The organism is Erysipelatoclostridium sp. An15 (genome assembly GCF_002160675.1).
Lineage (GTDB): Bacteria > Bacillota_I > Bacilli_A > Erysipelotrichales > Coprobacillaceae > Thomasclavelia > Thomasclavelia merdavium.
Genome location: NZ_NFLA01000024.1, coordinates 16,558 through 42,601, shown reverse-complemented (window position 1 = coordinate 42,601; position 26,044 = coordinate 16,558). Strand labels below are relative to the sequence as shown.

Below are 26,044 nucleotides of genomic sequence, written 5' to 3'. Positions count from 1 at the left end.
TTCATATTTATTTAATATCACAGGTCCATCTTATCGAATCAAAGATAAATTAAATCCTAAAAAAACTGAGAACACTTAATTGCAACAAATTGGTCAAATTATCTTGACTTTTATATCTTTAGAGTTCATTGATAAGACTTGTTGAGGGTGCTGTAAAATATACTTGGCTATTATTTGTTCATAATTAGATAACTTATCTAAGTTATTTTGTAATTCTACAAAGATATTGATCATTTTATTTTTCTACAACAACTGCTTATTTACTATTAAACTGTTCAATTGTATCGAGAGCATCTTGTAATACCTTTTCACCATTCATCAAACCATAATCACGCATATCAATCACTTTTACTGGTAATTTATTTTCTGCATGATCAGTTAACATTTTAATATGATGACGCACTTGCGGTCCTAATAAAACAATATTCCAATCCTGAAGAATTCGTTCTGCCTCAGTAACCCCCACTGCTTTAATTTCTACTTCTAAATCTTTTTCTTGAGCTGCTTTTTCCATTCTAGTAACTAATAAGCTAGTTGACATTCCAGCATTACACGCTAACAAAATTTTAATCATAATATTTTCCTCCTTTTATTTTCAAGAAAATATTATCATTTTTTATAAAATAAATATGTTTTTAAAAATAAATCGGAAAAAATTATATTATTTTTTTTAATATTAATAAAAATATTGAGAAAATATTTCTTTTATTAAAAATAACTAGCTTTTTGGGTGAAAAAAATACATTATGATTTAACAAATAATTGTTTTCAAACAACATGGATAGAGGTTAAAAACGATTTAATTCTTGCTGATATTTCTAAAGATAGAGAAAATATAAAAAAATCTATTGAAATACTTGAAGCAGTAGAACAAAAGCAATTTTTAGGTCTGCACACAGTTTATACAAGAGATAAAGTAAATTTTATAACAAAGGAATTTATTTTAACCCTAGACCAATTAAAAAGCAGCTGTTTAAAATTGCTAATAAAAGCAAGATATATTAAATTACTTCTTTAAATTTTAACGAGCTATATATATTCATCCAGATAAACATGAACAAGAAAAAATTGAATTACTAATGATGTTAGACTCGCATACCGGTTATACAATTATGTTTATTCCAAAAAATTATTTATCAATTGTACCTTTTCTGACTTTTACTAAATTTAATTTTTAAATATTGTTCTAAAGAGCAAATAGTATATTTATTGTGAAATTCTTTAAATTTCAAATTAGGAACATACTTTTAAAACATAAAATATTTATCTATTATATGGATTAATCACAAAATATAATTTATTCATGAAAATTAACTGTGCTTAGCATTTTATATTTGAAATAAACATTTTAATTTTACTCTTTAATATTTAGTATTAATAAAATATATAGTGTATATTAATTCTTAATAATAACTACTAAATAATTTAATTGTTATTAATTAATTTTCATATAGAAAAAGTAGAGCAACGCAGGCGTTGCTCTACATAAAACTTTCGTTTTTGTCCTTCATCATATTATATGTATTTTTCGCATAAATAGTCAACAATTTTTTTAACAAATTCATAATTTGATGTAAATATATTATCGTTAATAAAATATTCACTATGTTTAACAAATCTTACATTTATTAAATCTTGTAAGATGTGCAATTGTTTTTCTTTTAATATAGGACTGCTACAAACTTCATTAAATAAAAATAAAGTTGCTATAAAATCATGTATAATTGGATTAGCAATTTTTTTCTTTCTCGTATTTTTACTAATATTAGGAATTTCTGTTAATAAAGATACTAGTTTTTTATTAGGTTCTATAATATTTTTCTTACCGTTAAATAAGTGTGTATGCGTATATGCTTTTCTTAAGGTATTTAATAAGCAATTATTATGAGCTGAAGCATTTCTAATAAATTTTAATGGCCATAGTAGATTATTTATTGTTTGAGATTTATTTTCTGGATAAAGTTCATAATATAATTCAAATAATTTAATAAAATCGCCAAAAGATAACACTTCTACAATGTTCCACACAGCCCAATTATTTTCATACTTATGAATTAGATCAGCACAAGTAGAATCATTCTTTTTGAAATCAATATTGCGTTTAATATAAGGATATTTTTGAAAAAACTGACTAATAATATTATATCCATCTTCTTTATCATTATTTGTTAAATCATTGATTAATTTTACCTTTAAAAAATGCTCTGTATCTAACGATAATTTAATAATATACTCTCTTAAGTACATATCAAGTTTAGATAATTCTACTAAGTATTCAAAATCTAAATGAATATATTGCTTTTTTGATTCATTATATTCAAAAGATTTAGCAAAAGATTTTATCTTAAAATAATATGTATTATATGTTAAATATTGCAATGCTGAATGCTCATCCATAATTTCTAATTTAATGTTTTATTTTTTAAATTTTCTATTTGTTGGTAAACTGAATACTTTTTTCGCAATGAAATCACCTCTAAAATATTTTATCACTATTTTGTCAAATAAAGCAGATGAATTTGAGATTTTCTTTACTCATGATAAAATATTATGTTTTTGCTTTATTAGAAGCCTATTCAACTAATTCATTATCTTTGAATCAATTATCTAATGTAAAAAAAGAGCAACAACATAGTGCTCTTTTTAAAGATAATATCAACTTAGTTTAGTTCTTTAACTCTAATTCGATTAATTGCTTTCTTTAGTGCAACTTCAGCTCGCATTAAATCAGTATGTTCAGTTGGATGATGGATTCTTTCTTCAGCACGAGCTTTAGCTTCTTTAGCTCGATTTAAATCAATTTCTTCTTTTGATTCGATTGAATCTACTATTAATTTGGTTTCATTATCATTTACATAAATAAAACCATTTCCAACAGCAAATTCATAACGCTGATTATCAATAATATAACTCATCATTGAAATTTCAACACCAGTTGCAAGCGGAATATGATGAGCTAGTATTCCAATCTGACCACCAGTTGAGCGAAGATTTAACTGATTGACTTCCACTTCTTGATAAACTCCTTTAGGAGTTATGATTTTAAGCTTAAATTTACTCATTTTCTAATGTCTTCGCTTTTTCAATTGCTTCTTCAATAGTACCAACGTTGTGGAAAGCCTGTTCTGGTAAATCATCATATTTACCTTCAAGAATTTCTTTAAATCCTTTTATTGTATCACTAACGCGAACATATTTTCCATCCATTCCTGTAAACTGACTTGCTACAGTAAATGGTTGTGATAAGTAATTACGCACTCTACGAGCTCTTGCTACTGTTAACTTATCTTCTTCACCTAATTCGTCCATACCTAAAATTGCAATAATATCTTGTAATTCTTGGAAACGTTGTAAAATTTGTTGCACACCATGAGCAACTTCATAATGTTCTTTACCAACAACTAATGGATCAAGAGCTCTTGATGAAGAATTTAATGGATCTACTGCTGGATAAATTCCTAATGCTGCAATAGAACGATCTAATACAACTTTAGCATCTAAGTGAGCGAAAGTTGTTGCTGGTGCAGGGTCAGTTAAGTCATCTGCTGGTACATATACAGCTTGAACAGATGTAATTGAACCATTTTTTGTTGAAGTAATTCTTTCTTGCAAAGCTCCCATTTCTGTTGCCAAAGTTGGCTGATATCCAGCTTGAGATGGGACACGACCTAACAAGGCAGAAACTTCAGAACCTGCTTGAGTGAAACGGAAAATATTATCAATGAACAATAAGACATCTTGTCCTTGGCTATCACGGAATTCTTCAGCCATTGTAAGACCTGTTAATCCTACTCTTAAACGAGCTCCAGGTGGTTCGTTCATTTGACCAAAAACAAGTGTTGTTTTTGAAAGTACACCACTTTCTTTCATTTCATAATATAAATCATTTCCTTCACGACTACGTTCTCCAACTCCAGCGAAAACAGATAGACCGCCATGTTCAGTAGCGATATTATTAATAAATTCTTGAATTAATACTGTTTTTCCTACTCCGGCTCCACCGAATAAACCGATTTTTCCCCCTTTAATGAAAGGACAAATTAAATCGACAACTTTAATTCCGGTTTCCAAAATTTCAGTTTCAGTTCTTTGTTCAGAATATGATGGGGCACTACGATGAATTGGCATTTTTTTAACGTCATCACCTAATGCTTCTTTTCCATCAATTGGTTGTCCTAAAACATTAAACATTCTTCCTAATGTTTGATTTCCTACTGGTACAGTAATTGGGTGTTTAGTATCAACTGCATCCATACCTCTTCTGACACCATCAGTTGGTCCCATAGCAATACAACGAACAATATCATCTCCGATATGTTGCGCTACCTCAACTACTAGTAGTTCATCTCCATTTTGAATTTCAATCGCCGTATTTAAAGCTGGTAGATTACTATCACCATTAAATTGGATATCGATTACTGGCCCTTTAGCACTAATTATTTTACCAATATTTTGTGACATACGGCACCTCCTTATTGTGCATTAGCCCCTGCCACGATTTCACTAATTTCATTAGTAATCGCAGTTTGTCGAGCTTGATTATATTTTAATAATAACTGTTCTGTAAGTTCATCGGCATTATCAGTAGCATTTTCCATTGAAGTTCTTCTAGATGCATTTTCACTAGTTACTGATTCAATAATATAACCATAAATAACTGCTTGTAAATACATTGGAATTAAGCTATTTAAAACTTCTTCAGGACCTGGTTCAAATAATGTTTCTTTTTTAGAAAGCTCAATATCTTCAAAACTATCAGCATCAATTGGTAATAAAGTAACAATTCTAGGTTTGAAAGTTAAATTGTTTATAAATTCAGTATAAACAATTTTAATTTTACTAATTTCTTGATTACAATACATATTTGTTAGTTCTGTTACTAATCTAGTAACATCTTTAAAATTAAATGTAGTATTTAAATCTTCGAATTTAGTATCTGTTATACCTTGATGATTCTTTTTTAAGTAACTTGATGCTTTAGAACCAATACTATAAACATAATCATCAGCTTTAATTACATCTTTGATTTCTTTAAATACGTTTGCATTATAACCACCACATAATCCTAGACTTGAAGCAATAACGATATATGCTTCTTTAGTTACATCTTTGTTTTCTTTTAAATAAGCACTATCATTATTTCCTTTACAATTAGCTAATAGCTCAGCTACTGTTTTAGCTACTTCACTATAGTATGGTTTTGATTGTTCCAATTGATTTCTTGTTTTTCTAAGTTTTGAAGTAGCTACTAGTTCCATTGCCTTAGTAATTTTTTTGGTTGATTCAACCGATTTAATTCTTCGCTTGATTTCTTGCATTCCTCCAGGCATAGCTAACTACCCCTTTGCTTGAGTTTTTTCAAATTGATTTACAAATGCACCGATAACATCTTTCATATGTTTTTCTAAATCAGGCGAAATTTCTTTTTTATCATTGATTTCATCAATAATTTCTTTTTGAGTCATTTCAATATGTTCTACTAATTGATCCATGAAGCTAGAAACTTGTTCAACTTCTAATGATTTAGTAAATCCATATTTTAAAGCAAATAAAGTAATTACTTGAGTTGCAACAGAACGTGGTGAATATTGAGCTTGTTTCAATACTTCACGAACTTTAGCACCATGGTCTAATGTTGCTTTAGTTGCTGCATCTAAGTCAGATCCAAATTGAGCAAATGCTTGCATTTCAGTATATTGCGCCAATTCTAATTTTAAAGATCCTGATACTTGTTTCATTGCTTTAATTTGCGCTGATGAACCAACACGGCTTACTGAAAGTCCAGTATCGATTGCTGGTCTAAATCCTGAGTTGAATAAATCTAACTGCAAGAAAATTTGTCCATCAGTAATTGAAATTACGTTAGTTGGGATATATGCAGAAATATCCCCAGCTTGAGTTTCAATGATTGGTAAAGCAGTGATTGATCCACCACCATTTTCTTCATTTAAACGACAAGCTCTCTCTAATAATCTTGAATGTAGATAGAAGACATCACCTGGATATGCTTCACGTCCTGGTGGTCTTTTTAACAATAAAGAGACAGTACGATATGCTACTGCATGTTTTGATAAATCATCATAAACAATTAATACGTCTTTCCCTTGTTCTAACCATTCTTCTCCAATAGCGCATCCAGCATATGGAGCAATATATTGCACTGGTGCTAATTCACTAGCAGAAGCACAAACAACTGTTGTATATTCCATTGCGCCACCTTGGCGTAATTTTTCTACGATTTGTGCAACTGTTGAATTCTTTTGTCCAATTGCAACATAAATACAATAAATATCTTGTCCTTTTTGATTTAAAATTGTATCAATAGCGATTGCTGTTTTACCAGTTTGACGGTCACCAATGATCAACTCACGTTGTCCTCGTCCAATTGGGATGATTGCATCAATTGAAGTAATTCCTGTTTGTAAAGGCTGATCAACTGATTTTCTAGTCATAACACCGCTGGCAACTCTTTCGATTGGACGTGTTTTAGTTGTTTTAATTTCACCATTACCATCAATTGGTTGTCCTAATGGGTTTACAACTCGTCCTAATAATTCATCACCTACTGGAACTTCCATAATTCTACCAGTACGTTTAACTTCATCGCCTTCTTTAATTTCATCTTCAGAACCAAGTAAAACAGCACCTACGCTATCTTCATCTAAGTTCATCACCATTCCATAGACATCGTTTGGGAAGGCTAAAAGTTCACCTAACATGGCATCATCTAAGCCATGGATTACACTTACACCATCTCCAACAGTCATAACGGTTCCTACATCTTTTTGTTCAATCACTTCATCAAAGTTTTTAATTTGTTCTTTGATCAAAGTGCTAATCTCATCTGGTCTAAGCCCCACTATTTTCACCTACTTTCTTAATAGTTCTTTTTTCAATAATGAAACTTTATTTTTGATTGTTCCATCAAAAACCCGATTATTTACTTCAACTTTAATTCCACCAATTAAAGCTGGGTCTTTAACAACTTTTAATTTAATTATTTTATTGGTTGCTTTTCCTACTGCTTGTTCAACTTGTTTTAAAGACTCTGGTGAAATATCAAAAGCAGTATATAAAATACCCTCTTCTATTCCAAAATAATCATTACATAATTTTTTAAATTCTTTAATTATTTCTTGAAGATAGCGAATTCTTCTTTTTTTGACCAATAATTTCAAAAAATTAACAATATATGTATTAACTGTTCCTTTAAAACTTTGATCTATTAAATCACATTTAACTTTATCATCAATCAAAACATGACTAAAAAAAGTTAAGAATTTAGGCTCTTTACTGAAGATATCATCAATCAATAGCATATCTTTTTGATAACTATCAACCGCATTTTCTTCTTTAGCTAAAGAAAATAATGAAACAGCATAACAATGTGCTACAGATTCCATTATTTATCAATTTCCTTAATAAATTCATCAACTAATTTTTCATTAGCTTTTTGATCCATTTCCTGATTCATTATTTTACTAGCCACGTCAATTGCAATATTTACAATTTCATTCTTTACTTCAGCTTTCGCTGCAATTTTTTCTGCTTCGATTTCTTTTGATGCACGTTCAAGTTTTTCTTTCGCTTCTTCATTTGCTTTTTCAATGATACTATCTCTTGTCTTACCAGCATCAACCTTTGCTTTTTCAACAATATTACGATATTCTTTGGCAGCAGCACGAGACTGTTCTTCACTTTCTTCCATTAAAGCTTTAGCCTTTTGCTGCATATTTTTAGCATCATTTACAGTTCCTTCAATGTAATCAGCACGTTTAGCAAAATAGTCTTGTACTGGTTTCCATAAAAACTTTTTAAAAATGCATAACATTACTCCTGTTGCCAGTAACTGAACTATTAAAGTCGTAATATTGGGGAATAATTTTGAGGCAATATCAATATCCATTCTTATTCCTCCTCTTGATTAAATTTGATTTTATCCACCGTATACGAATAATAATAGGAATGAAATCAATAAACCATAAATTGCAACTGTTTCTGTTAAGGCAATACCTAAAATCATTGTTGTACGGATTTTTCCTTCCGCTTCTGGATTTCTACCAATAGCTTCTACTGCTTTACTAGCACAAATTCCTTCTCCAATACCAGTTCCTAAACCGGCACACACTGCAATACCTGCTGCAATAGCAATTAATCCTACGTCTGTCATATTTCTTTCCTCCAATTTTTTTACTTAAAATTAATATATCTTTAACTAGCTTAATCTTCATTTACTTCCAAAGCGATTAAAATACTAGATAAAGTCACGAATACTAGGGTTTGAATAAATCCTGCAAAAACATCAAAATAAGCGTGGAATATTGGGGCAATAAGTGGTCCCAAAAAGTTAAAATTGATAACATACTCTGATAAGTATCCCGTAAAACTATATATCAAAGACAACAAAATTGACCCTGCTACAATATTTCCAAAAAGACGCATTGACAAAGAAATAAGTGGTGCCAATGTTCCTAAAATGTTAGTTGGTGGCCAAATAATATCTTTAATATAGGTAAATACTCCTTTTGTTTTTAAAGCGTTGTACTGAATTAACGTAAAAGTGATTATAGTAATCGCTAACGTAATTGAATAATTTGAAGTTGGTGCTTCAAAACCAAATAATCCACTTATATTTGATATAAATATATATATAAACATCATTGCAAAATAAGGATAATAATTCTTAGAAAACTGTGCTGGCATTAATGTTGCCATGTAATCTTGAATCATTTTTACTCCTGTTTCACAAACAAGAACAATCCCAGTGGGTCGCTTAGTCGGATCTGCTGCTTTGATTTTCCTTCCAGCCAAAATGAAAAAGATTGATAAAACTGTAATAATAATCAACGAAAAAATCAGTTCTGGCTGAATTACGATATGTATATCTCCCATCACTTTCACCTCCTTTTTTCTAGATTAGCTATTTTGAGTTTTTTCCAACCTATCATTTCGATAAGCATCAATATAAATAGTAGCCTGAATAATAAAATAACCAAGAAAAACCGTTATAATATTGATCCAGGATACTTTTATAGCAATAAAAAATCCTGCTCCATATACAAACAATTTTGCAAAAAACAGAACAACAACTAAGCTGATTGTACTTGTTGATAAAGCTAAAATAAGATCACTTATTTTAATTATCATCTTAAATACAATCAAACTAACTATATATCCAACGATCATTCCTATCAAATAAGAAATGTCAGATACAATCAAACTAACTACACCAGCTATTGCCAGAGCTACTAAAAATACATATTTAGAATGGCTCATTACTGTCTTTTCATTCATCTTTTCCTACTCCTAACAATAACTTTATTACATAAATAAAAGCCACTATTAATAAGACTAATATCCAGCATGGTTTAGAATTGAAGTAATCATCAAGCCATAAACCAGCTATTACAGCTAGTAAAAACACGCCAATTACTTCAAAACCTAACCATAAACAAAAGACAATATCTTTTAATAACTTTCTTTTATTCTCTTTCATATTTAAAACTAATCTGTCCCAAACAAACGATCACCGGCATCGCCTAATCCAGGAACAATATAGCCTTTGCTATTTAGCTTATCATCTAGCGCTGCTAACGTCAAATTAACATCAGGGTGTTCTTTTTCAATAACCGCCACCCCTTCAGGTGCTGCTAACAAACATACTAAATGAATGTTTTTAGCACCTCGTTTTTTTAGACTGGTTATTGTTGCACTAGCACTACCTCCGGTTGCTAGCATAGGATCAACGACAATAACAATAGCATCTTCTATACCTTTAGGAAATTTAGCGTAATATTCGATTGGCTGTAATGTTTCTTCATCACGTTGTAAGCCAATATGACCAACTTTAGCACTAGGAATAATTCTTCTAAAACCATCTACCAAACCAATACCAGCTCTTAATATTGGTACTAAAATTATTTGTTTAGCCAATTTTTTGCCAACGGTCTTACAAATCGGTGTTTCAATTGGATATTCTACTAATGGTAAATCTTTAGTAACCTCATACGCCATTAACATAGCGATTTCATCAAGATTTTCTTTGAATACTATTGTATTTGTATTTTTATCACGCATAATAGATAATTTATGGTTTATTAATGCATGATCAAGTACTGTCGTTGCCATTTTTTCACCTCTTAAATATATTTAATATCATTATACATTTCAACTTTATCAGTTAAAGCTTTAACTCTTTTAATACATTCTTCTTTAATTTGATCTGTTTCTTCATTTTTTAAACGATAAGCAATTATTTTTCCGACTTCTTCGAAATCTTCTTCTTTAAATCCTTTAGTTGTCATAGCAGGTGTTCCTACACGAATGCCGCTAGCTTTAAATGGTTTTTCTGTGTCAAAAGGAATCGCATTTTTATTAGCAGTAATATTAATTTCATCTAATAAACGTTCTGCTTTTTTACCAGAAATTCCACAACTAGATTTAACATCTATTAAGATCAAATGATTATCAGTACCACCAGCTACTAATCTAAATCCTTCTTCTTTTAAAGATTTTTCAAGAGCTTTGGCATTTTTAATAATTTGTTTTGCATATTCTTTAAACTCTGGTTGCATTACCTCATAGAAGCAAGCAGCCTTAGCAGCAATTATGTGCATTAAAGGTCCACCTTGCATTCCTGGGAATACCGCACGATCGATAGCTGGCGCTAATTCTTTTTTACACATAATAGCACCACCTCGTGGTCCCCTTAAGGTTTTATGAGTTGTTGTTGTAACAACATCAGCATAAGGAAATGGTGATGGATGTTCACCTGCTGCAACTAAACCAGCAATATGAGCCATATCGACCATAAATAAAGCTCCTACTTCATGCGCACATTTAGCCATATATTCAAAATCAATAATTCTTGAATATGCGCTTGCTCCAGCTACTACTAGTTTAGGTTTAATTTCCTGACACTTCTTTTTAAATTCTTCATAATCAATAGTTTCAGTTTCTTTAGAGACACCATAACTATAAAAATCATAATTAATTCCAGAATAGTTTAATGGATGTCCATGTGTTAAATGTCCACCATCTGCTAAAGACATTCCTAAAACTTTATCACCGTGCTCTAATAAAGCCATATATACTGCTGTATTAGCTTGAGCACCACTATGAGGTTGAACATTTGCATGCTGGGCACCAAAGATTTTACATAATCTTTCTTTAGCTAAAGTTTCTACCTCATCAACAAACTGACAACCACCATAATATCTTTTTCCCGGATATCCTTCAGCATATTTATTAGTAAGAACACTTCCAGCCAACTGCATAATTTCTGGAGAAACAAAGTTTTCAGAAGCGATTAGCTCAATGTTATTTCTTTGCCGATTTAATTCCCGTTCAACACTTTCAAATACAGCAACGTCTTTCATTTTATTCTTCTCCTTCATAAGCCATCATTTTTTCAATTCTTTGAACGTGACGTCCACCTTCAAATTCTGTTGATAGCCATGCTTTTAAGATTTCTAATGCTAAACCTTCACCAATAACTCTTTGTCCCATTGCAATCATATTACTATCATTATGAGCACGTGTAGCTTTAGCACTAAATACATCATGACATAATGCACATCTAATACCATTTACTTTATTAGCAGTAATACTTACACCAATTCCAGTACCGCATACAACTACCCCCTTGTCGCACGCACCACTAGCTACTGCTTTAGCGGCTTTACCAGCATAGTCTGGATAATCGCAGCTATCTTCACTATTTGTTCCAAAATCTTCTACTTCATAACCATTATCTAATAAATATTCTTTTAACACATTTTTTAATCTTAATCCACCATGGTCACATGCCATTGCAATTTTCATTTCAATACCTCCATTATTTCTTCTTTAGAAATATCTCCTAATCTTAATATCTCAACATTACCCTTACTTAAATCAACAATTGTACTAGCCTTTTTACTGATACTTTCTCCTTTTACAATTAAAGGAATTTTTCCTTTAAATACCTCCATAACTGCTTGATCATCAACCAGACTTTCTTTACCTGATAGATTAGCACTTGTTACTAACATTGGTCCTGTTTTATCTAGTAATGATAAAACAAATTTATCATCAGGTATTCTAATTCCGATTGTATCAAGTGAGGCTGTAAAATATTTATCAATATGTGGCTTTTTTTTCAAAATGATAGTAATCATACCAGGCATAAAAGCTTTGATTATCTTTTTAGCATTTTCATTAACATATGCATATTTTTCTATATCTTCAGGTTTGCTTATCATCATTGAGATTGCTTTAACCTTATCACGTTTTTTTATTTGATATAGTGCATCTAAAGCCTCTTTTGATCCAAACTTTACCCCTAAACCAAAAACAGTTTCAGTAGGAAAAGCTACTACCTTATTATTACCCACTAATTCAGCGGCTAAATCAAGAGCATCTTTTTCAACTAAAACTGTATTCATACAATCACCTCATTTGACCTATATTATACAATAAAAGATATAAAATTTGTAGCATTTTAGTGATATTTTAACACATGCTTCATATCTGTAGAAAAATAAACAATAACTGACTTTTGGTCTACAATCATCATTACAATATTTGCCATTGGCATTTTTTCATATCTACGTTACCGTTACTTTTAAAAACCACACCTTCTTGACATAACAATTCCCTTTGCTCTATCCAGCCAGGTACTAAACGTCCTGCACTATTAACAACCCGATGGCAAGGATAGTTACCATATTGTTCACTATGACTTAAAATTTTTCCTACTAAACGAGCATTTTGGCTTCTACCTGCTAAAATTGCAATTTGTTTATAGCTAGCAACTTTCCCTTTAGGTATTTCAGCTACTATTTCTAATATTTGATACGCTAAATCATCATTCATCAATTTTCACCCTTATTATTTGAAAGTAATTTAATATTATAAAAAGAGATATCATTTCATTTTGATATCTCTTTATTTCTAAAATTAATTGCTTTCAGGATAAGTAATTACTACTCTTGTTAAAATTCCTTTTTTATTTTCTGTAACCATTTCGTATTCATATCCTTGATCATCTGAATAATGCCAATGACCATCAGTATTTTGATAAGGGTCACCGATATAATCTAATAAATCTGAACTAGTAGTATCTCCATCCATAGCGATTTCTTGATCATCTTGTGTAATAAATACAAATGAATCTAAGCAATGATGATTAGTTTCTTCAGTAATTGTATCATAATCTAAAGTAATTTGAGTAACTTTACAATCTGCAATTGGTAAACTTTCGTCAGTATCATTTTCATAACGAATACCAAACCATTGCCATTCATCACTAGCACCGTCGATATAAACCTTCAAAAACGCTACCATTGATGATACTCCACCTGCATCTAATTCACCAGCTTCATCTACTGTATTTCCTGTATCACCAAGTTCTACTTTCGTACCAATTTTTTCTAAATATCTAACATATTCACCAACTGTTTCTGGTAAACAAACATTTTCTCCTTCAATAGTAAAATACTTAATTAATCCTTTTGATTCAGTAAATGGTCTTTCTTCAGTAGTATTATTATCTGATCCACCAGATGATGAACTACCACTATTTGAATCATCACCACCACATGCTGTAAGAGTAATTACCATCATTAATGATAACCCTATTGTTAATAATTTTTTTAACATAGTATTTCTCCTTTTTTTTGTTATCCAAAAAACATTATAATTAATTTTTAGGATTTTATCTACATTTTTACTGAAATTTGTACTTAATTATTACTATCTTCAGCTTTAACATAAAATTTATTGATAAATTTTGAAATTGATTTTGGCCAAAATTTTTGAAACATTACAAAATCTTCTTTAGTTCTTACACGTTCATTAATGATTTCAGTTGTGGTTGATTCTTCATGAACACGATGTCCCATTAACAAATCTTTTACAAAAGTAAACCGTCCTTTTTTTAAAGATAATTTTTCCCAAGCATACCAGTCTACATCACAAACAAAATCACATTTAAAAATATCATCAGTTTTAATATTGTCTTTTACAAAAGTTACGGCTGGACAACTAATAGCATTACCAAATCGTAATGATAAGCGTTTCCCAAACTTTGTTTTAGCAAGACTTTTTATTCTCATCGGTAACAATAATATTCGCTTTATTTTTAAATTAGTATTACTATGCACTTTACCTGTATCTCTTATTTCATAATAATCACTAAATACAATTAATGAATCCGGATATTTTTGATATGCTTTAACGATTTTATCTGAATAATCATAATCATAGATATCATCTTGATGAGCAATAGTAGTCAATTTTGTTTTTCCACAAGATACTGCAAAATCAAAATCATACCCAATTCCTTTACCTGGATTAGGATTTATCATTACTTCTAATGAGTATTTATCAGCCATATTTTGAATATAGTCATTAGGAGTTGAAGTAGCGATAACTACTTTACTAGGATATTTTTGATTTAAAACTGATTTAATACATTCTTCTAAATATGAAGACTCTTTATATGCTAAAACAACATATGTATGCATAATACCTCCTATAAATTATTGATAAAATTAGTTATTTCATCAATAATTCCTTGCTTTTCACTTTTATAATCTTTGGGTTCAAAATTATGAGCATTTTCCACTAACTCATCAAGTTTAGATAAATCAGTACATGGGATAATATAATCTTTTTTGACAAATCTTTCCATGATCTGAACTTGATGATCATTATTTTGCTCTTTATACTTTCCCAAACGCGGTACTACTATTGTTCTCTTTTTTAACTTTAGTGCTGAAACAATAGCGGCAACACCAGCATGTGTAATTATCAAATCGGCAATCTCAATTTGATGTAACAATTCTTCTTCACTGTAATATTCTTGACAATGAATTTTATCATAAGTTCCTTTTGTATATCCTAACTGGACATAGACATCATTTTCATTTACAAATTTTGAATCTAAAATAGCATTTAACAAGCGATCAAATCGTTTATCTTGAGTTCCAAACATAACAAAGATTCTCATTATTTTAGCCCTCCTCGATATTTTGCCTTAGGATATAATTTAAGCATATCTTCCCATTGTACTAAAAATAAGTCAGCAATTGGATATACTAATTTACCTGATAATGTCTTAGTAGTAATATTTGCAAATGTTTCTATAAAAATAACCTTTTTACCAAATAACTTAGCTATATAACAGATTGGCACCGTTGTATGGGCTCCTGTTGCAATAACAACATCAGGTCGCACTTTTAAAAATGCTTTAAAACTTTTAAAAATATTGATTGGAAAATTACATAGAAACTTAAATAAATGTTCTTTAGTTCCAGCCGGCATATACCAGCTTCTTGATTTATTTACTTTTTTATACTCTTGCATCATTTCATGATCTTCGGTAATTAAAAATGAATTATAACGCTCCATTAATTCCTTTAACTCGCATAACTCACTATAATGTCCACCAGCCGATGATGTAAAAATTACTCGTGTTTTTAGATCATGTATATTAAAATTTTTAAAAGCATCTAACCATTGTTTTTTTACACTTTCATATGAATACATTTGAGCTTTAGCAATAGCATTTTTAGATAATTCATCTTGTGGAGTATTCAAGATTTCTACGATTTTATCAGCCATTTTATCTAAATCGCGATTTTTTATAATATAGCCATCTTTTCCATCATCAATAATATCTAATGATCCTTTGGCACTATCAAATGAAATACATGGTATTCCATAACTCATCGCTTCTAATAAAACTAAGCCAAAACTTTCATAGTGCGATGTTGTAACAAAAACTGATGTATCTAATAAAATTTGTTCTTTTTCTTTACCAACTGTATTACCATGGAAATCTACTGATTTACTAACTTCTAATTGATCAGCTAATAAACTTAAATTTGCTCTTTCCTCACCATCACCTAATATTTTTAACTTAGCTTCTGGCTCTTGTTTTAAAACTTTTTTAAATACCTTTAACATATCATCGTATGCTTTTTCTTTTGATAATCTTCCCATTACAGTAATTTGTTTTGTACTAAGATTTGCTTTTTGTTCAGGCATACTATCAATACATAATGGTAAATATAAACATTGTGGTCCTGTTAAGTATTCTTTATAAAAATCATATATTGATTTTGAAGCCGGTATAAATAAGTCGAATTTTTTTACTGCCCGATATACTTTTTTTGGATAATTCTTTGCACATTCTGGATGACAATGTTCCCAAGCAATTAATAGTTTATTTTTTTGATACTTAGCAAATAATTTATCAAAAGCTAGTGTTGAAGAGACAATAATATCACCATCGTTATCTTTAGCACATAGTTTTATTAATTGATGTTTTTTTATTAATACCCTAACTGCTTTTATTCCTTCAATAAAAATACTAAATATTTTTTTATTTTTTAATGCAAATTTAAACTCTTCTTTATTAGGTTTAAGATTTGTCGATAAGTAAGTAACTTTTACTCTAGGATCAATATAAAATGATGGCTCACACAACTTATATACATTTACAATTTCAACATCAAAATCATCAATTAACATATTAGCTAAAGAGCAAATAGCTTTTTCAATCCCACCAACACGAAGATGTAATGATAATATCGTTACTTTTTTCTTTTTACGATTATTATTAGTGTTTACAATTTTTTTATTAGTTCTTAAATATGCAAACTTACATGCCCATAATGCTGTACGTTTTAAGCGTTTAATATGTTTTTCTTTATGATCAAAACATGTTAAATGATAATGTAACTGCGACTCTTTTAAAATTCTTAATTTACGATAATGATTAATATTTTTATTAATTGTCACTGAATGATTATGGATAACATTAACATTGTTTAAAACACATACATGCAAACCTGCTTGTCTAGCTTTAGTGCATAAAATATCTTCTTCATAGAAAAGAAATGTTCCTTCATCTAAAAAGCCAATTTTATCAATAACTTCTTTTTTCATACCAAAGAAGCACCCAGAAATACAATCAACCGGACTAACTGGTCCATGGTAATGAAATTTTGAATATTTATTACTTTTTTTAAACAATCGATTAATTATTGGATAGTTATCATGGATATCATATTTAATCGTTCTTTCTTTCCAACCACGATTAATTGTTCCATGTTCTTCAATTGTAGGTCCAAAAATTTGATAATTATTTTCAGAATTCATATGTGCGATAAAATCCAACAAATTATGTTGATCAACTATAATATCAGGATTAGCAATAATATAATTATCAAATTCTTGTTCATATAAATATTTTAATCCTGCATTATTCCCTGCAGCATAACCTCGATTTTCTGTTAGAGGTATTAATTTAACATCTGTTAAAGTTTGCAATAATTCTAATGAATTATCATTTGATCCATTATCAACAACGCATATCTCATCAATTATTTTGAAATTTTTTATTTGATTAACAAAATCTACCGTCTCTTTAGCGTCATTATAATTCAAGACAACTATTCCTGTTTTCATTTTTACCTCCTAACCTAGTCCTTCTCTTCAAGTATTTTTTGATTATAATAATTAGATGTTTTTTGTAATTCGTTATCTAATGTTTTAAATCCTAACTCTTCCATAAGAGTTTGTTTATCTGAAAACAAATTTGTTCCTAATCCTAAACGATCTCCTTCAATTTTAGCACCCATTGCCGCTAAAATAGTTGGATACATATCCATTGTACTAAATGATCTATTTTTATTATTTTTTGCTTCTACTGCGCTATTGATAATACAGTTATATGGTGTTCTTACATAGTTACTATCAATATTATCAAAAAACTTTTCTGACATACTTTTATGATCTCCAGTAATTACAATTGTCGTATTATCATACCATGGTTGTTGTTTACACCAGTTAATGAAATTATTAACTTGCCGTGATTGACATTCAATTACATTAGCGTATTGATTTTTATGATTCTTTTGACATTGACTACACAAATAACCATCAGGAGTATGAGTGTCAATTGTAGTAATAGAAATATTAAACGGCTGACTTCCATTAGCTAAATTGGTTATATCTTTTTTAGCAAACTCAAATAATTTTGCATCTTCAATTCCCCAAAATACAAAATAGTCTTTTGGAATCTCTCCGCTTTCAACAAAACTTTTATAATCACGAATTATATAATTACCATGCTGTTTATAAAAATTAGAGGTACCTCCAAAATCAACATCAGAACCACAAATAAACTCATTAACATATCCATTATCTTCTAATATTTCTCCTAATGAATATCCTCCTGGTAAAAATGCAGTAGAAGTATCATATTTACTACTTGTAATAGGCAATGATAAAGGAATTCCCATATCTTGAGAAACCTGCGAAGCAATCGTCCATTGTGTTCCATCGATAGTTAGGCTTCCACCAATACTATCATTATTTGAAAAATTAATATTTTCTTTAGCTAAATTGCTTAATTCCGGGATATAGTTGATATTTTCACCGCCACCATTAGCACTATCGGCATATGTATTTTCAACTGATTCTAAATATAAATGAATTAAGTTTCTTTTTTCACCATCAAAACTGATATTAGCACTGCTTGGATCAACATAATAATTTTCATATAAATCTGTTTTTTTAAATGAGTTACTTATATATCCATAGATATTATAGTTATAAACTGTAAAAATCAAAGAACAAACAAGACAACAGATACCCCACTTAACAAAATTTCTTTTTATAAAATTACTGATATTTTTATTATTTCGCTTTAATATTTTTTGAATACCAAAAAGTACTAAATTAAAAATAACTACTATTAATAAACTAATCGGTACTGAAAATAAAAACCAATCAAGATATACTCCACTATCAGTACCGTCCATTGGTACTTTTAAATGGAAAATAATCTGATTTAATGTTTTCACAGAAAATGTTCGATTTCCCCAAATAACAGAAGTTATTATTAACACACCAATAAAAACTAATACTGTTCCTATAATGTATTTTTTTTCTAATTTTTTTAATTTCTCTATCATCATTATTCCTCTTAATCCAAATTCCTTACTATTCTACCATATAATTAACAAATATTAAACAAAAGAAAAGAATGAAATAATCAAGACTATTTCATTCTTATAAAACTAATGGTATTAAATTATAAATAGAAATCATTGCCATAATTGGAATAATTATTGTGACAATTTTTACTATTTTATCATGTAAATAAATTTTAGTATTTTGTAACCAAATCAATAATAAATAAATTATTGGGATATAATATCTACCTTGAACTCCTTCTATCCACTGATATCCAGCTGGTGTCCAAGCTAATGCCATCGCCAGCATAACAACTAATATAACTGCTGCTGCAATTAAAAAATATAGTAATTTATGTTCATAAGTAAAAACTTCGTTGTTTGATTTTTCACTAAAAGAACTAATAATTAATAATCCAATCCAAACATTAATTATCCATGTTGGCATTAATATATTTAGCCATCCTAGCTCACTCCCGATAGCAGTATTTATATACCAAACTCCTTTTTCAATAAACGTATTAATAAATAACATTATCGTTCCCGGTATATCCGTCAACAGTGACGATAATGTATATGAAGGAGTTCCTGACCAAGGAACTAAATTTTCACCAGAAACCGTTCCTAATGAAGAAGTAGTACCAGTACTAATAAATGATCTAAAATTCAATAATACAATACACGTAATCACAATTATAAAAATTATTATCTTCGTTCTTTTAGCAATCTCATAACCGTTAGGATTAAAATATTTAGCCAATATTGGGATAACTAATATAAAAGCATACGCTGATCCTTTAATAGTTAGAAGGAGTAATCCTGCCAAAGCATATAATACAATATCTTTTTTCTCAACTTTATCCGATTGATAAACAAAAAACATACCATAAGCAATACAAAAAAACGATGTAGCATTTAACACAGCATCATATGATAATGAAAACATCTGATGACAAGTCATTGGTAACATTGTAATTGCAAACAATAACAATTTTCCAAATGGAATCTTTTTTAAAGCAAAATAAGTAACAATTGTATAATAAACAAAATTAAAAAGACGTCCCATATATACAGTGGTAACCCCACCTAGATTAAATAATCTAGCAATAGTGATACCTATTGCAGTTGGAAAATACGCAAAAATTTGTCCAAGACTAACTGATTCAACTTCTATATTCACATATTCATTATTTTCGCTTATACTAAAAACATTATTATAAACATAATCATAATATCCATTATCTGGTATGCTCACCTGTCTCGAATACAATTCATGTTCTTCAACTCTCATTGTAACCTTACCATTTGTTTCTTTTTGCATAATTTGACTTGATAATGAAAGAGCACTATGCATATGTACCCATTCATCTGGAACAATACCTGGTGGAATTAATAGCGTATAAATTAAACCAATTGGGATAATTATCATCAAAAATAACCGGTCTATTTCATAGTTATTTTTTAAAATTGATATAATCAATATAACAGCAATTGCTGCAAATAATCCATAAATAATACTGTGAACATTTTTGATAGAATTTACTTTGTCTATTAAGATATTACGTTGATTAAAATAAAATAATAAAATAACTAAAATAGCTGCTATTATAGAAATGTATTTCAATATTTTTCGATCACCAACATTTATATTTTCAACAATTTCAACCTTACTATGTCGCATTGTTTTTCTCCTTTAAAAAAAGCTAGTATTAGATAATATTAATACTAGCATTTTTATGATTAATATTCAATTTCTTTTAAATATCTTCCTAAAGCATCTTGCCATGTAGGTAAACGATCAAAACCATTTTTATCTAACATTTCTTTAGACATTCTACTATTATTTGGTCGCTTAGCTTTAGCTGGGAACGCATTTGAATCAACTGGTGTTACTTCAACATCCATACCTGCTTGTTTAAAGATTTCGCAAGCAAATTCATACCATGAACATAGACCTTCATTTGTTGCATGATAAATTCCATATTTATCAGTTTGAATCATATCAACAACTAATTTAGATAAATCATATGTATATGTTGGTGAACCGATTTGATCATTTACGACACTAACAGCACCTCGTTCCTTACCTAAACGAAGCATTGTTTTAATAAAATTATTTCCATTAACACCAAATACCCAAGCAATTCTTACAATAAAAAATTTATCTAGTTCTTCAACTGCTAATTCACCTTCGTATTTAGTTTGCCCATAAACATTTAAAGGATGTCTTTCATCATATTCATGCCATGGCTCTTCACCTTGACCATCAAATACATAATCTGTAGAGAAATACATCATTGGAATATCTAATTCTTTACACACATTAGCAATGTTTTTTGTTCCATCTACATTTACTTTAGTACATGCCTCAACTTCATCTTCAGCTTTATCAACAGCAGTCCAAGCTGCACAATGTACTACAGCATCATAATTTCCATCTTTTATTACTTCTTCTACTTTTTTAGCGTCAGTGATATCCATTTCTTCAACATCAACACCAACTGCTTCAATATTTCTTTTTTTACATTCATTTACAATATCATAACCTAATTGACCTTTAACACCTGTGACTAATAATCTCATATTATCATGTTCTCCTTTCTAATTATCTCTTATAGCTACATATAGAATTTTTCTATTTCTTCTTTATTTTTTGAACATTTTTATAATATTATTAATTATATTCCTAATAATAGAAATATTTAACATATAAGCAAGTGCTACATAAATTGCCCCACCCAATACAACATATAATAATATTATTAAGAGTAGATTTGCAGTTCTATTTATAATCAATAAATACACTATAATCAGTGGAGCGACCGCAAGTAAGCCTTTAATTATAAGCTTTACCATTTTTCTTAAATCAAACAATTTAATATTTTTTCTTTTTATTACAATCAAACTTATTATAGTTACAGTTAATTCTGCAATCATAGTAGTAAAAGCTGCTGCATTTATTCCAAAATTTGGTAATAAGAAAAAATTAAAAATAATATTTATTAACGCTGCCGCTAAAGTAGACAACAATGCATAATTCTCTAAATTTAATGGTATTAAATAAAATGTGGTTAATATAGTAGCACTTATTGAAAAAATCAATGCCAAATTCAGTATAATTAGTGAAGTATATCCTGATAAATATGAAGCACTACTAGTTAATATAATCAATTCTTTACTTAAAATAATTGTAGAAATGATGATGGGTATAAAAATAACTATTAATAGTTCAATTGTATCATCTATTACCCTATTCTTTTTATCACTATAACAATCTAAAGAATATCTTGATATATTTGGCAAAACAGACATCACAACAGCTGACATAATAGTTTTAAACATTGTATAAATGCGCACCGATACCGAATATACCCCAACCGCACTCATTCCTATAATACTACCAATCATTGTTGTATCAGAATTCACATAAATTACTACAGCTATGTTATTTACAAATAAAACTAATATTGGTTTCAAGTGTTTTTTTATAACTTTACTTATAGTAATTTTCAAAGATAATTTTCTTTTTACATGTATATAATTTACAATAAAAGCACCACTTGAAGAAATTACTTGTATAGCTGCAAAAATTATATAATCTCCTTCTTTTTTTACAAAAAGGAACATTAGTATTAATGATAATATTTGCAATATGAAATTTCTTAACGCGATATATCCATAATCTTCATAAAGAGAATATACCCATTCGACTGATAAAGTTGTAAATAATATCAAAGAACTTTGAACTACTAATAAAATTAAAATTTCTCTTAAACTATCTATATAAAATATACAAATAAACAAAATAATATATGATAATATTGTAGAAATAATATTAATAGTAAAAACTTCACTTGAAAATGCACTTATCTTATTTTTATCATCACGAATTTTTGATCCCTCGCGTATTGCATATGTAGAAATTCCTAACCCCGCTAAAAGAACAAAATAATTAATGATAGAATTTCCATAATTTACTAATCCTAAATTTTCTTGTCCTAGAACTATGGCTGCATATTTAAAAGATATGAATGGAAAAATTATTTTTAAAACACTATTAATTGTGTTTAATACAATATTCGAATATACTTTTTTACTTTCCATTTTCTCGTTCTTGTTCAATGATAGAAATAAATTTTTTAGTCGATTTTTCCCAACTTAAATCTTTTATTTGGTTATATGCTCTATTGACCATATTTGATATTTTATCTGGCGATGAAATATAGTTTTCCATCTCATTATAAAGATGTTTATAACTTAAATCACACATTATTGATGAACCTTCTTCAAAATATGTATCAAAAGATCCATCCAAAAATTCTATTAGAGGTAATCCTGAGGCTACCATTTCATATGGTATTAAAGAAACATTAGTCAGTGATGCAACCATACCAAAATCACATGTTTGATATAATTCTGCTAGTTGTTTTTTTGATAATTTACCTAATTCATGACCATTTTTAACACTTATTTTCATGGCATTTCCAAAGTAAAATATTTCTAATTTTTTTCCATTCTTCTCAAATTCATTTTTTAAGTTATCTAAAATAAGTGGTATCACAACTGGCAATCTTTTATTCTCTTCTTTTACATAAACTGCTAATTTTATTTCTTTTTTATCCTTTAAATAACTAAAATCTCTTTGTTTAAATTGGTATTCCGTTTTTTCATATGGAAAAGGTATATAATCTACTTTTCCTATATAATTACAATTCTTTTTAATCATATCAGCATTCCATTTTCCTAAACTAACCATATGGAATCCCATCGAATATGTTTTTTTAGCTAACAAATATCTATCACCAGCATCATAAAAAATCGGCTCGTAATCTTGAACAAAATACATTTTATAACCTTTAAACTTTTTGGCTTCATAAACAGTTTTCCACCAAGTTGCTACTACTATATCATATCCATCGCGATCAATTTTTTCTATTGGAATAAATTCACCTTTATAATTTGCTAAATTAAATTTAGCAATCTCTTGTGCTTCTGATGAATCTCCTCCAATAACATATGTATACGTTACATCATATCCTTGTTTGCATAAATTTGTACCTAATCGCAAAATAGATGTAATACCTCCTGAAGCTTTAGCCATTGATGGTAAAATGATACATATTTTTTTTGTTTCGTTTATTTTGTTATCCTCTACATCAAAATTTTCATATTTTAATATATCAGATAATTCTTTTTTACATAAATAATATTCTGTTTTTTGTATCATATTGACATAAAGCTTAGATAATTTTTCTCTAATCATACATTTCTCCTTACTATGTTCCATATATATAATACATTATCTAATAATGATATACTATAAAAACCTTGTTTAAATATAATAAACAATCGCTTTAATCTAGATTTGTTGTTATATAACTCTAAGAAATCAGTTAATATATCTTCATTTTCATTATTAAATAAACTTTTCTTCTGTTCATAAAATGCCTTAACCATTTCTTTTTGTTTCAACTGTAGTTCATTTGTTTGATTACTTAATCTTTTTAAAGTATTCAAAATAGTATTATTTTTTATAAAATTTATTATTCCATTTTTATTTCTAATAAGCCCTGCTCCGTAAACATTATTACTATGTTGACGATATTCATACAATTGTTCATCCATAAATTCAATATTTCCAAAGTATACAGCATTTAATAATACCCACCAATCATGAATATGAGCTTCACGAGGCATATTTTTTACTAATTCATATAATTCAGCATCAAAAATCATGGCTGCTCCAGGTGCAAAACTTGATACTAGAATTGTTTTTCTGTTCTCTTTTCTCATCTTAAATTTAGAATTTTTCAAGAACGATTTTGCAATAATTTGCTCGTTTTCATCCACTAATTCTGCATCACAGTATACGAGACAATTACTTTTACCATCCATTTTCATTGACCTTATTCTATTTATAGACTTAATCACTTTATCTTCACACCAAATATCATCTTGATCACTAAACATATAATAATCTGCATTTATAGAATTCTTTAACAAAAATGAAAAATTTTCAACTGCCCCACCTTTTTTATCATTCCCTAAATAATATATCTTATCTGGAAACTCTTCCATATATTTTCGAATGATATTAGCTGTATTATCTTGAGAAGCATCATCACTTATTAAAACAACAAAATTTTTATAAGTTTGATTTAAAATAGATTCAAGTTGCTCTTTTAAATATTTTTCTCCATTATATGTGGCTAATAAAATACAAACTTTATCCTCCATAAATTGCCTCCATATTTCTTTAAATATCCTTTACTGTATAAATTTTTATCGTTTATATAAAAATAAATTTTATACTCTTATGTATTAAGCATAGATGTATTTTTTTCTTAAAAACTGTCCAATAATAGTATCTTTTTTGGTTCCGATAAAAATATTTTAAATCTTTTTTTAAAATCTTCAATCTTATAATAGACGATTCTTTAGTATCAGTATTTAAAGAAAAATTTTGTCTTATTTTAACTCTATACATAATCTTAAACTTCTTTTTTTTCTTTTTCATATCGTTAAAAAAAGCATGGTCTATATAATCGAGAAACATATTTTCATCGTATCTATAATCTTCAAAAACTTTTGATTTTATTACCAGTCCACTATTAATTGCCGAAAAATCATTATCTATTTCATGAATATCATTGTATCTAAAAAAACAATTATTTCTATTTTTACAAGGTGATAAAATTCCATTTCCATCTTCTACTATTGGAATATAAATATCTGCATTAGTTTGAGACACTTCGTCTAAAATACTATCAAAAAAGTTTTCTGGTAAAACACTATCATCGTCTAATAAAATTATTAATTTGTCATGTGGTATTATATTTACGGCCTTATTATATGCTTTTGCCAAACCCTTATTACCACCCATATTAATGTATTTTACATTACTATACTTTTCTAACTCAATATTTCCATAATCTTTAGTACTATTGTCACAAACATATATCTTAATCTTATTTTTTATTAATAACTTTGATAATGGTAATGAGTCTTTATAATTAATGTTATATAATACTAATACAACGCATATATCTTCTAATTCATATTTTTTCATTGTATTC

The 26,044-nt window shown here is 28.6% G+C and carries 30 protein-coding genes; 2 read left to right on the top strand and 28 right to left on the bottom strand.

What is annotated here, in order from left to right:
* Window positions 1–256 precede the first annotated feature (256 nt).
* Window positions 257–574 (bottom strand): PTS sugar transporter subunit IIB, encoded by a 318-nt coding sequence (locus tag B5E92_RS08895; protein ID WP_087301396.1) that lies wholly within the window; start codon window positions 572–574, stop codon window positions 257–259.
* 156 nt (window positions 575–730) lie between these two features.
* On the opposite strand from B5E92_RS08895, the gene B5E92_RS08890 reads away from it, so the two are divergent.
* Complete coding sequence (locus B5E92_RS08890) at window positions 731–1,018, top strand: hypothetical protein (RefSeq protein WP_087301394.1); 288 nt, start codon at window positions 731–733, stop codon at window positions 1,016–1,018.
* A 497-nt stretch (window positions 1,019–1,515) separates the two neighbouring features.
* Here the strand turns inward: B5E92_RS08890 and B5E92_RS08885 are convergent, their stop codons facing one another.
* On the bottom strand, window positions 1,516–2,397 hold the full coding sequence (locus B5E92_RS08885) for an Abi family protein (RefSeq protein WP_087301392.1): 882 nt from the start codon (window positions 2,395–2,397) through the stop codon (window positions 1,516–1,518).
* Between the two features lie 140 nt (window positions 2,398–2,537).
* Between B5E92_RS08885 and B5E92_RS15915 the strand changes: the two genes are divergently transcribed.
* Complete coding sequence (locus B5E92_RS15915) at window positions 2,538–2,669, top strand: hypothetical protein (protein WP_255375794.1); 132 nt, start codon at window positions 2,538–2,540, stop codon at window positions 2,667–2,669.
* On the opposite strand, the gene atpC is transcribed toward B5E92_RS15915, so the two are convergent.
* From atpC to B5E92_RS08755, 26 genes are all read right to left on the bottom strand, one after another.
* Window positions 2,661–3,062 carry an ATP synthase F1 subunit epsilon gene (gene atpC / locus B5E92_RS08880; protein ID WP_087301390.1) on the bottom strand — a complete coding sequence of 134 codons (402 nt, stop codon included), beginning with the start codon at window positions 3,060–3,062 and terminating at the stop codon, window positions 2,661–2,663. The two genes, B5E92_RS15915 and atpC, sit on opposite strands and share 9 nt — an antisense overlap.
* Entirely contained in the window at window positions 3,055–4,461 is a 1,407-nt protein-coding gene (gene atpD, locus B5E92_RS08875) for a F0F1 ATP synthase subunit beta (RefSeq protein WP_087301388.1), read from the bottom strand. The genes atpC and atpD overlap by 8 nt, the downstream gene beginning before the upstream one ends.
* 11 nt (window positions 4,462–4,472) lie before the next feature.
* A complete protein-coding gene (gene atpG, locus B5E92_RS08870; RefSeq protein WP_087301387.1) occupies window positions 4,473–5,330 on the bottom strand; it encodes an ATP synthase F1 subunit gamma in 858 nt (285 codons plus the stop codon).
* Between the two features lie 6 nt (window positions 5,331–5,336).
* Window positions 5,337–6,860 (bottom strand): F0F1 ATP synthase subunit alpha, encoded by a 1,524-nt coding sequence (atpA, locus tag B5E92_RS08865; RefSeq protein ID WP_087301385.1) that lies wholly within the window; start codon window positions 6,858–6,860, stop codon window positions 5,337–5,339.
* 9 nt (window positions 6,861–6,869) lie between these two features.
* Window positions 6,870–7,403, bottom strand: a complete 534-nt coding sequence (locus B5E92_RS08860) for a F0F1 ATP synthase subunit delta (protein ID WP_087301383.1) — start codon at window positions 7,401–7,403, stop codon at window positions 6,870–6,872.
* Window positions 7,403–7,906, bottom strand: a complete 504-nt coding sequence (atpF, locus tag B5E92_RS08855; RefSeq protein ID WP_087301381.1) for a F0F1 ATP synthase subunit B — start codon at window positions 7,904–7,906, stop codon at window positions 7,403–7,405. The genes B5E92_RS08860 and atpF overlap by 1 nt, the downstream gene beginning before the upstream one ends.
* 30 nt (window positions 7,907–7,936) lie before the next feature.
* Window positions 7,937–8,170, bottom strand: coding sequence for an ATP synthase F0 subunit C (atpE, locus tag B5E92_RS08850; RefSeq protein WP_004610792.1), 234 nt, complete (start codon window positions 8,168–8,170; stop codon window positions 7,937–7,939).
* 50 nt (window positions 8,171–8,220) lie between these two features.
* Window positions 8,221–8,892, bottom strand: coding sequence for a F0F1 ATP synthase subunit A (locus B5E92_RS08845; RefSeq protein WP_087301379.1), 672 nt, complete (start codon window positions 8,890–8,892; stop codon window positions 8,221–8,223).
* Window positions 8,893–8,916: 24 nt separating this feature from the next.
* Complete coding sequence (locus B5E92_RS08840) at window positions 8,917–9,294, bottom strand: hypothetical protein (protein WP_087301377.1); 378 nt, start codon at window positions 9,292–9,294, stop codon at window positions 8,917–8,919.
* Window positions 9,287–9,496, bottom strand: a complete 210-nt coding sequence (locus B5E92_RS08835) for an AtpZ/AtpI family protein (RefSeq protein WP_087301375.1) — start codon at window positions 9,494–9,496, stop codon at window positions 9,287–9,289. The genes B5E92_RS08840 and B5E92_RS08835 overlap by 8 nt, the downstream gene beginning before the upstream one ends.
* Window positions 9,497–9,504: 8 nt before the next feature.
* Window positions 9,505–10,128 carry a uracil phosphoribosyltransferase gene (gene upp / locus B5E92_RS08830; protein WP_087301373.1) on the bottom strand — a complete coding sequence of 208 codons (624 nt, stop codon included), beginning with the start codon at window positions 10,126–10,128 and terminating at the stop codon, window positions 9,505–9,507.
* An 11-nt stretch (window positions 10,129–10,139) separates the two neighbouring features.
* A complete protein-coding gene (gene glyA / locus B5E92_RS08825; protein WP_087301371.1) occupies window positions 10,140–11,378 on the bottom strand; it encodes a serine hydroxymethyltransferase in 1,239 nt (412 codons plus the stop codon).
* Between the two features lies 1 nt (window position 11,379).
* Complete coding sequence (gene rpiB, locus B5E92_RS08820; protein ID WP_087301369.1) at window positions 11,380–11,823, bottom strand: ribose 5-phosphate isomerase B; 444 nt, start codon at window positions 11,821–11,823, stop codon at window positions 11,380–11,382.
* Window positions 11,820–12,425, bottom strand: a complete 606-nt coding sequence (locus B5E92_RS08815) for an L-threonylcarbamoyladenylate synthase (protein WP_087301367.1) — start codon at window positions 12,423–12,425, stop codon at window positions 11,820–11,822. Before B5E92_RS08815 ends, rpiB begins: the two co-directional genes overlap by 4 nt.
* Window positions 12,426–12,555: 130 nt before the next feature.
* Complete coding sequence (locus tag B5E92_RS08810; protein ID WP_087301365.1) at window positions 12,556–12,855, bottom strand: MGMT family protein; 300 nt, start codon at window positions 12,853–12,855, stop codon at window positions 12,556–12,558.
* 84 nt (window positions 12,856–12,939) lie between these two features.
* Entirely contained in the window at window positions 12,940–13,641 is a 702-nt protein-coding gene (locus B5E92_RS08805; protein WP_087301363.1) for a hypothetical protein, read from the bottom strand.
* Window positions 13,642–13,724: 83 nt separating this feature from the next.
* Window positions 13,725–14,507 (bottom strand): glycosyltransferase, encoded by a 783-nt coding sequence (locus tag B5E92_RS08800; protein WP_087301361.1) that lies wholly within the window; start codon window positions 14,505–14,507, stop codon window positions 13,725–13,727.
* A gap of 8 nt (window positions 14,508–14,515) precedes the next feature.
* The gene (gene pssE / locus B5E92_RS08795; protein ID WP_087301359.1) at window positions 14,516–14,992 is read right to left on the bottom strand and encodes a PssE/Cps14G family polysaccharide biosynthesis glycosyltransferase; all 477 of its coding nucleotides are present in this window, start codon (window positions 14,990–14,992) and stop codon (window positions 14,516–14,518) included.
* Complete coding sequence (pssD, locus tag B5E92_RS08790; protein ID WP_087301357.1) at window positions 14,992–17,457, bottom strand: PssD/Cps14F family polysaccharide biosynthesis glycosyltransferase; 2,466 nt, start codon at window positions 17,455–17,457, stop codon at window positions 14,992–14,994. The genes pssE and pssD overlap by 1 nt, the downstream gene beginning before the upstream one ends.
* Before the next feature lie 14 nt (window positions 17,458–17,471).
* The gene (locus B5E92_RS08785) at window positions 17,472–18,968 is read right to left on the bottom strand and encodes an LTA synthase family protein (RefSeq protein WP_239406436.1); all 1,497 of its coding nucleotides are present in this window, start codon (window positions 18,966–18,968) and stop codon (window positions 17,472–17,474) included.
* Between the two features lie 97 nt (window positions 18,969–19,065).
* Window positions 19,066–20,649 carry a DUF2142 domain-containing protein gene (locus tag B5E92_RS08780; RefSeq protein ID WP_087301354.1) on the bottom strand — a complete coding sequence of 528 codons (1,584 nt, stop codon included), beginning with the start codon at window positions 20,647–20,649 and terminating at the stop codon, window positions 19,066–19,068.
* Window positions 20,650–20,708: 59 nt separating this feature from the next.
* Window positions 20,709–21,551, bottom strand: coding sequence for a dTDP-4-dehydrorhamnose reductase (gene rfbD, locus B5E92_RS08775; protein ID WP_087301352.1), 843 nt, complete (start codon window positions 21,549–21,551; stop codon window positions 20,709–20,711).
* Window positions 21,552–21,614: 63 nt separating this feature from the next.
* On the bottom strand, window positions 21,615–23,072 hold the full coding sequence (locus B5E92_RS08770) for a flippase (protein WP_087301351.1): 1,458 nt from the start codon (window positions 23,070–23,072) through the stop codon (window positions 21,615–21,617).
* Window positions 23,062–24,231: a glycosyltransferase family 1 protein gene (locus tag B5E92_RS08765; RefSeq protein ID WP_239406435.1), complete on the bottom strand. Its 1,170-nt coding sequence runs from the start codon at window positions 24,229–24,231 to the stop codon at window positions 23,062–23,064. The genes B5E92_RS08770 and B5E92_RS08765 overlap by 11 nt, the downstream gene beginning before the upstream one ends.
* Window positions 24,228–25,205 (bottom strand): glycosyltransferase family 2 protein, encoded by a 978-nt coding sequence (locus tag B5E92_RS08760; RefSeq protein ID WP_087301349.1) that lies wholly within the window; start codon window positions 25,203–25,205, stop codon window positions 24,228–24,230. The genes B5E92_RS08765 and B5E92_RS08760 overlap by 4 nt, the downstream gene beginning before the upstream one ends.
* Window positions 25,206–25,257: 52 nt before the next feature.
* A complete protein-coding gene (locus B5E92_RS08755) occupies window positions 25,258–26,037 on the bottom strand; it encodes a glycosyltransferase (RefSeq protein WP_087301347.1) in 780 nt (259 codons plus the stop codon).
* Window positions 26,038–26,044: the final 7 nt, after the last annotated feature.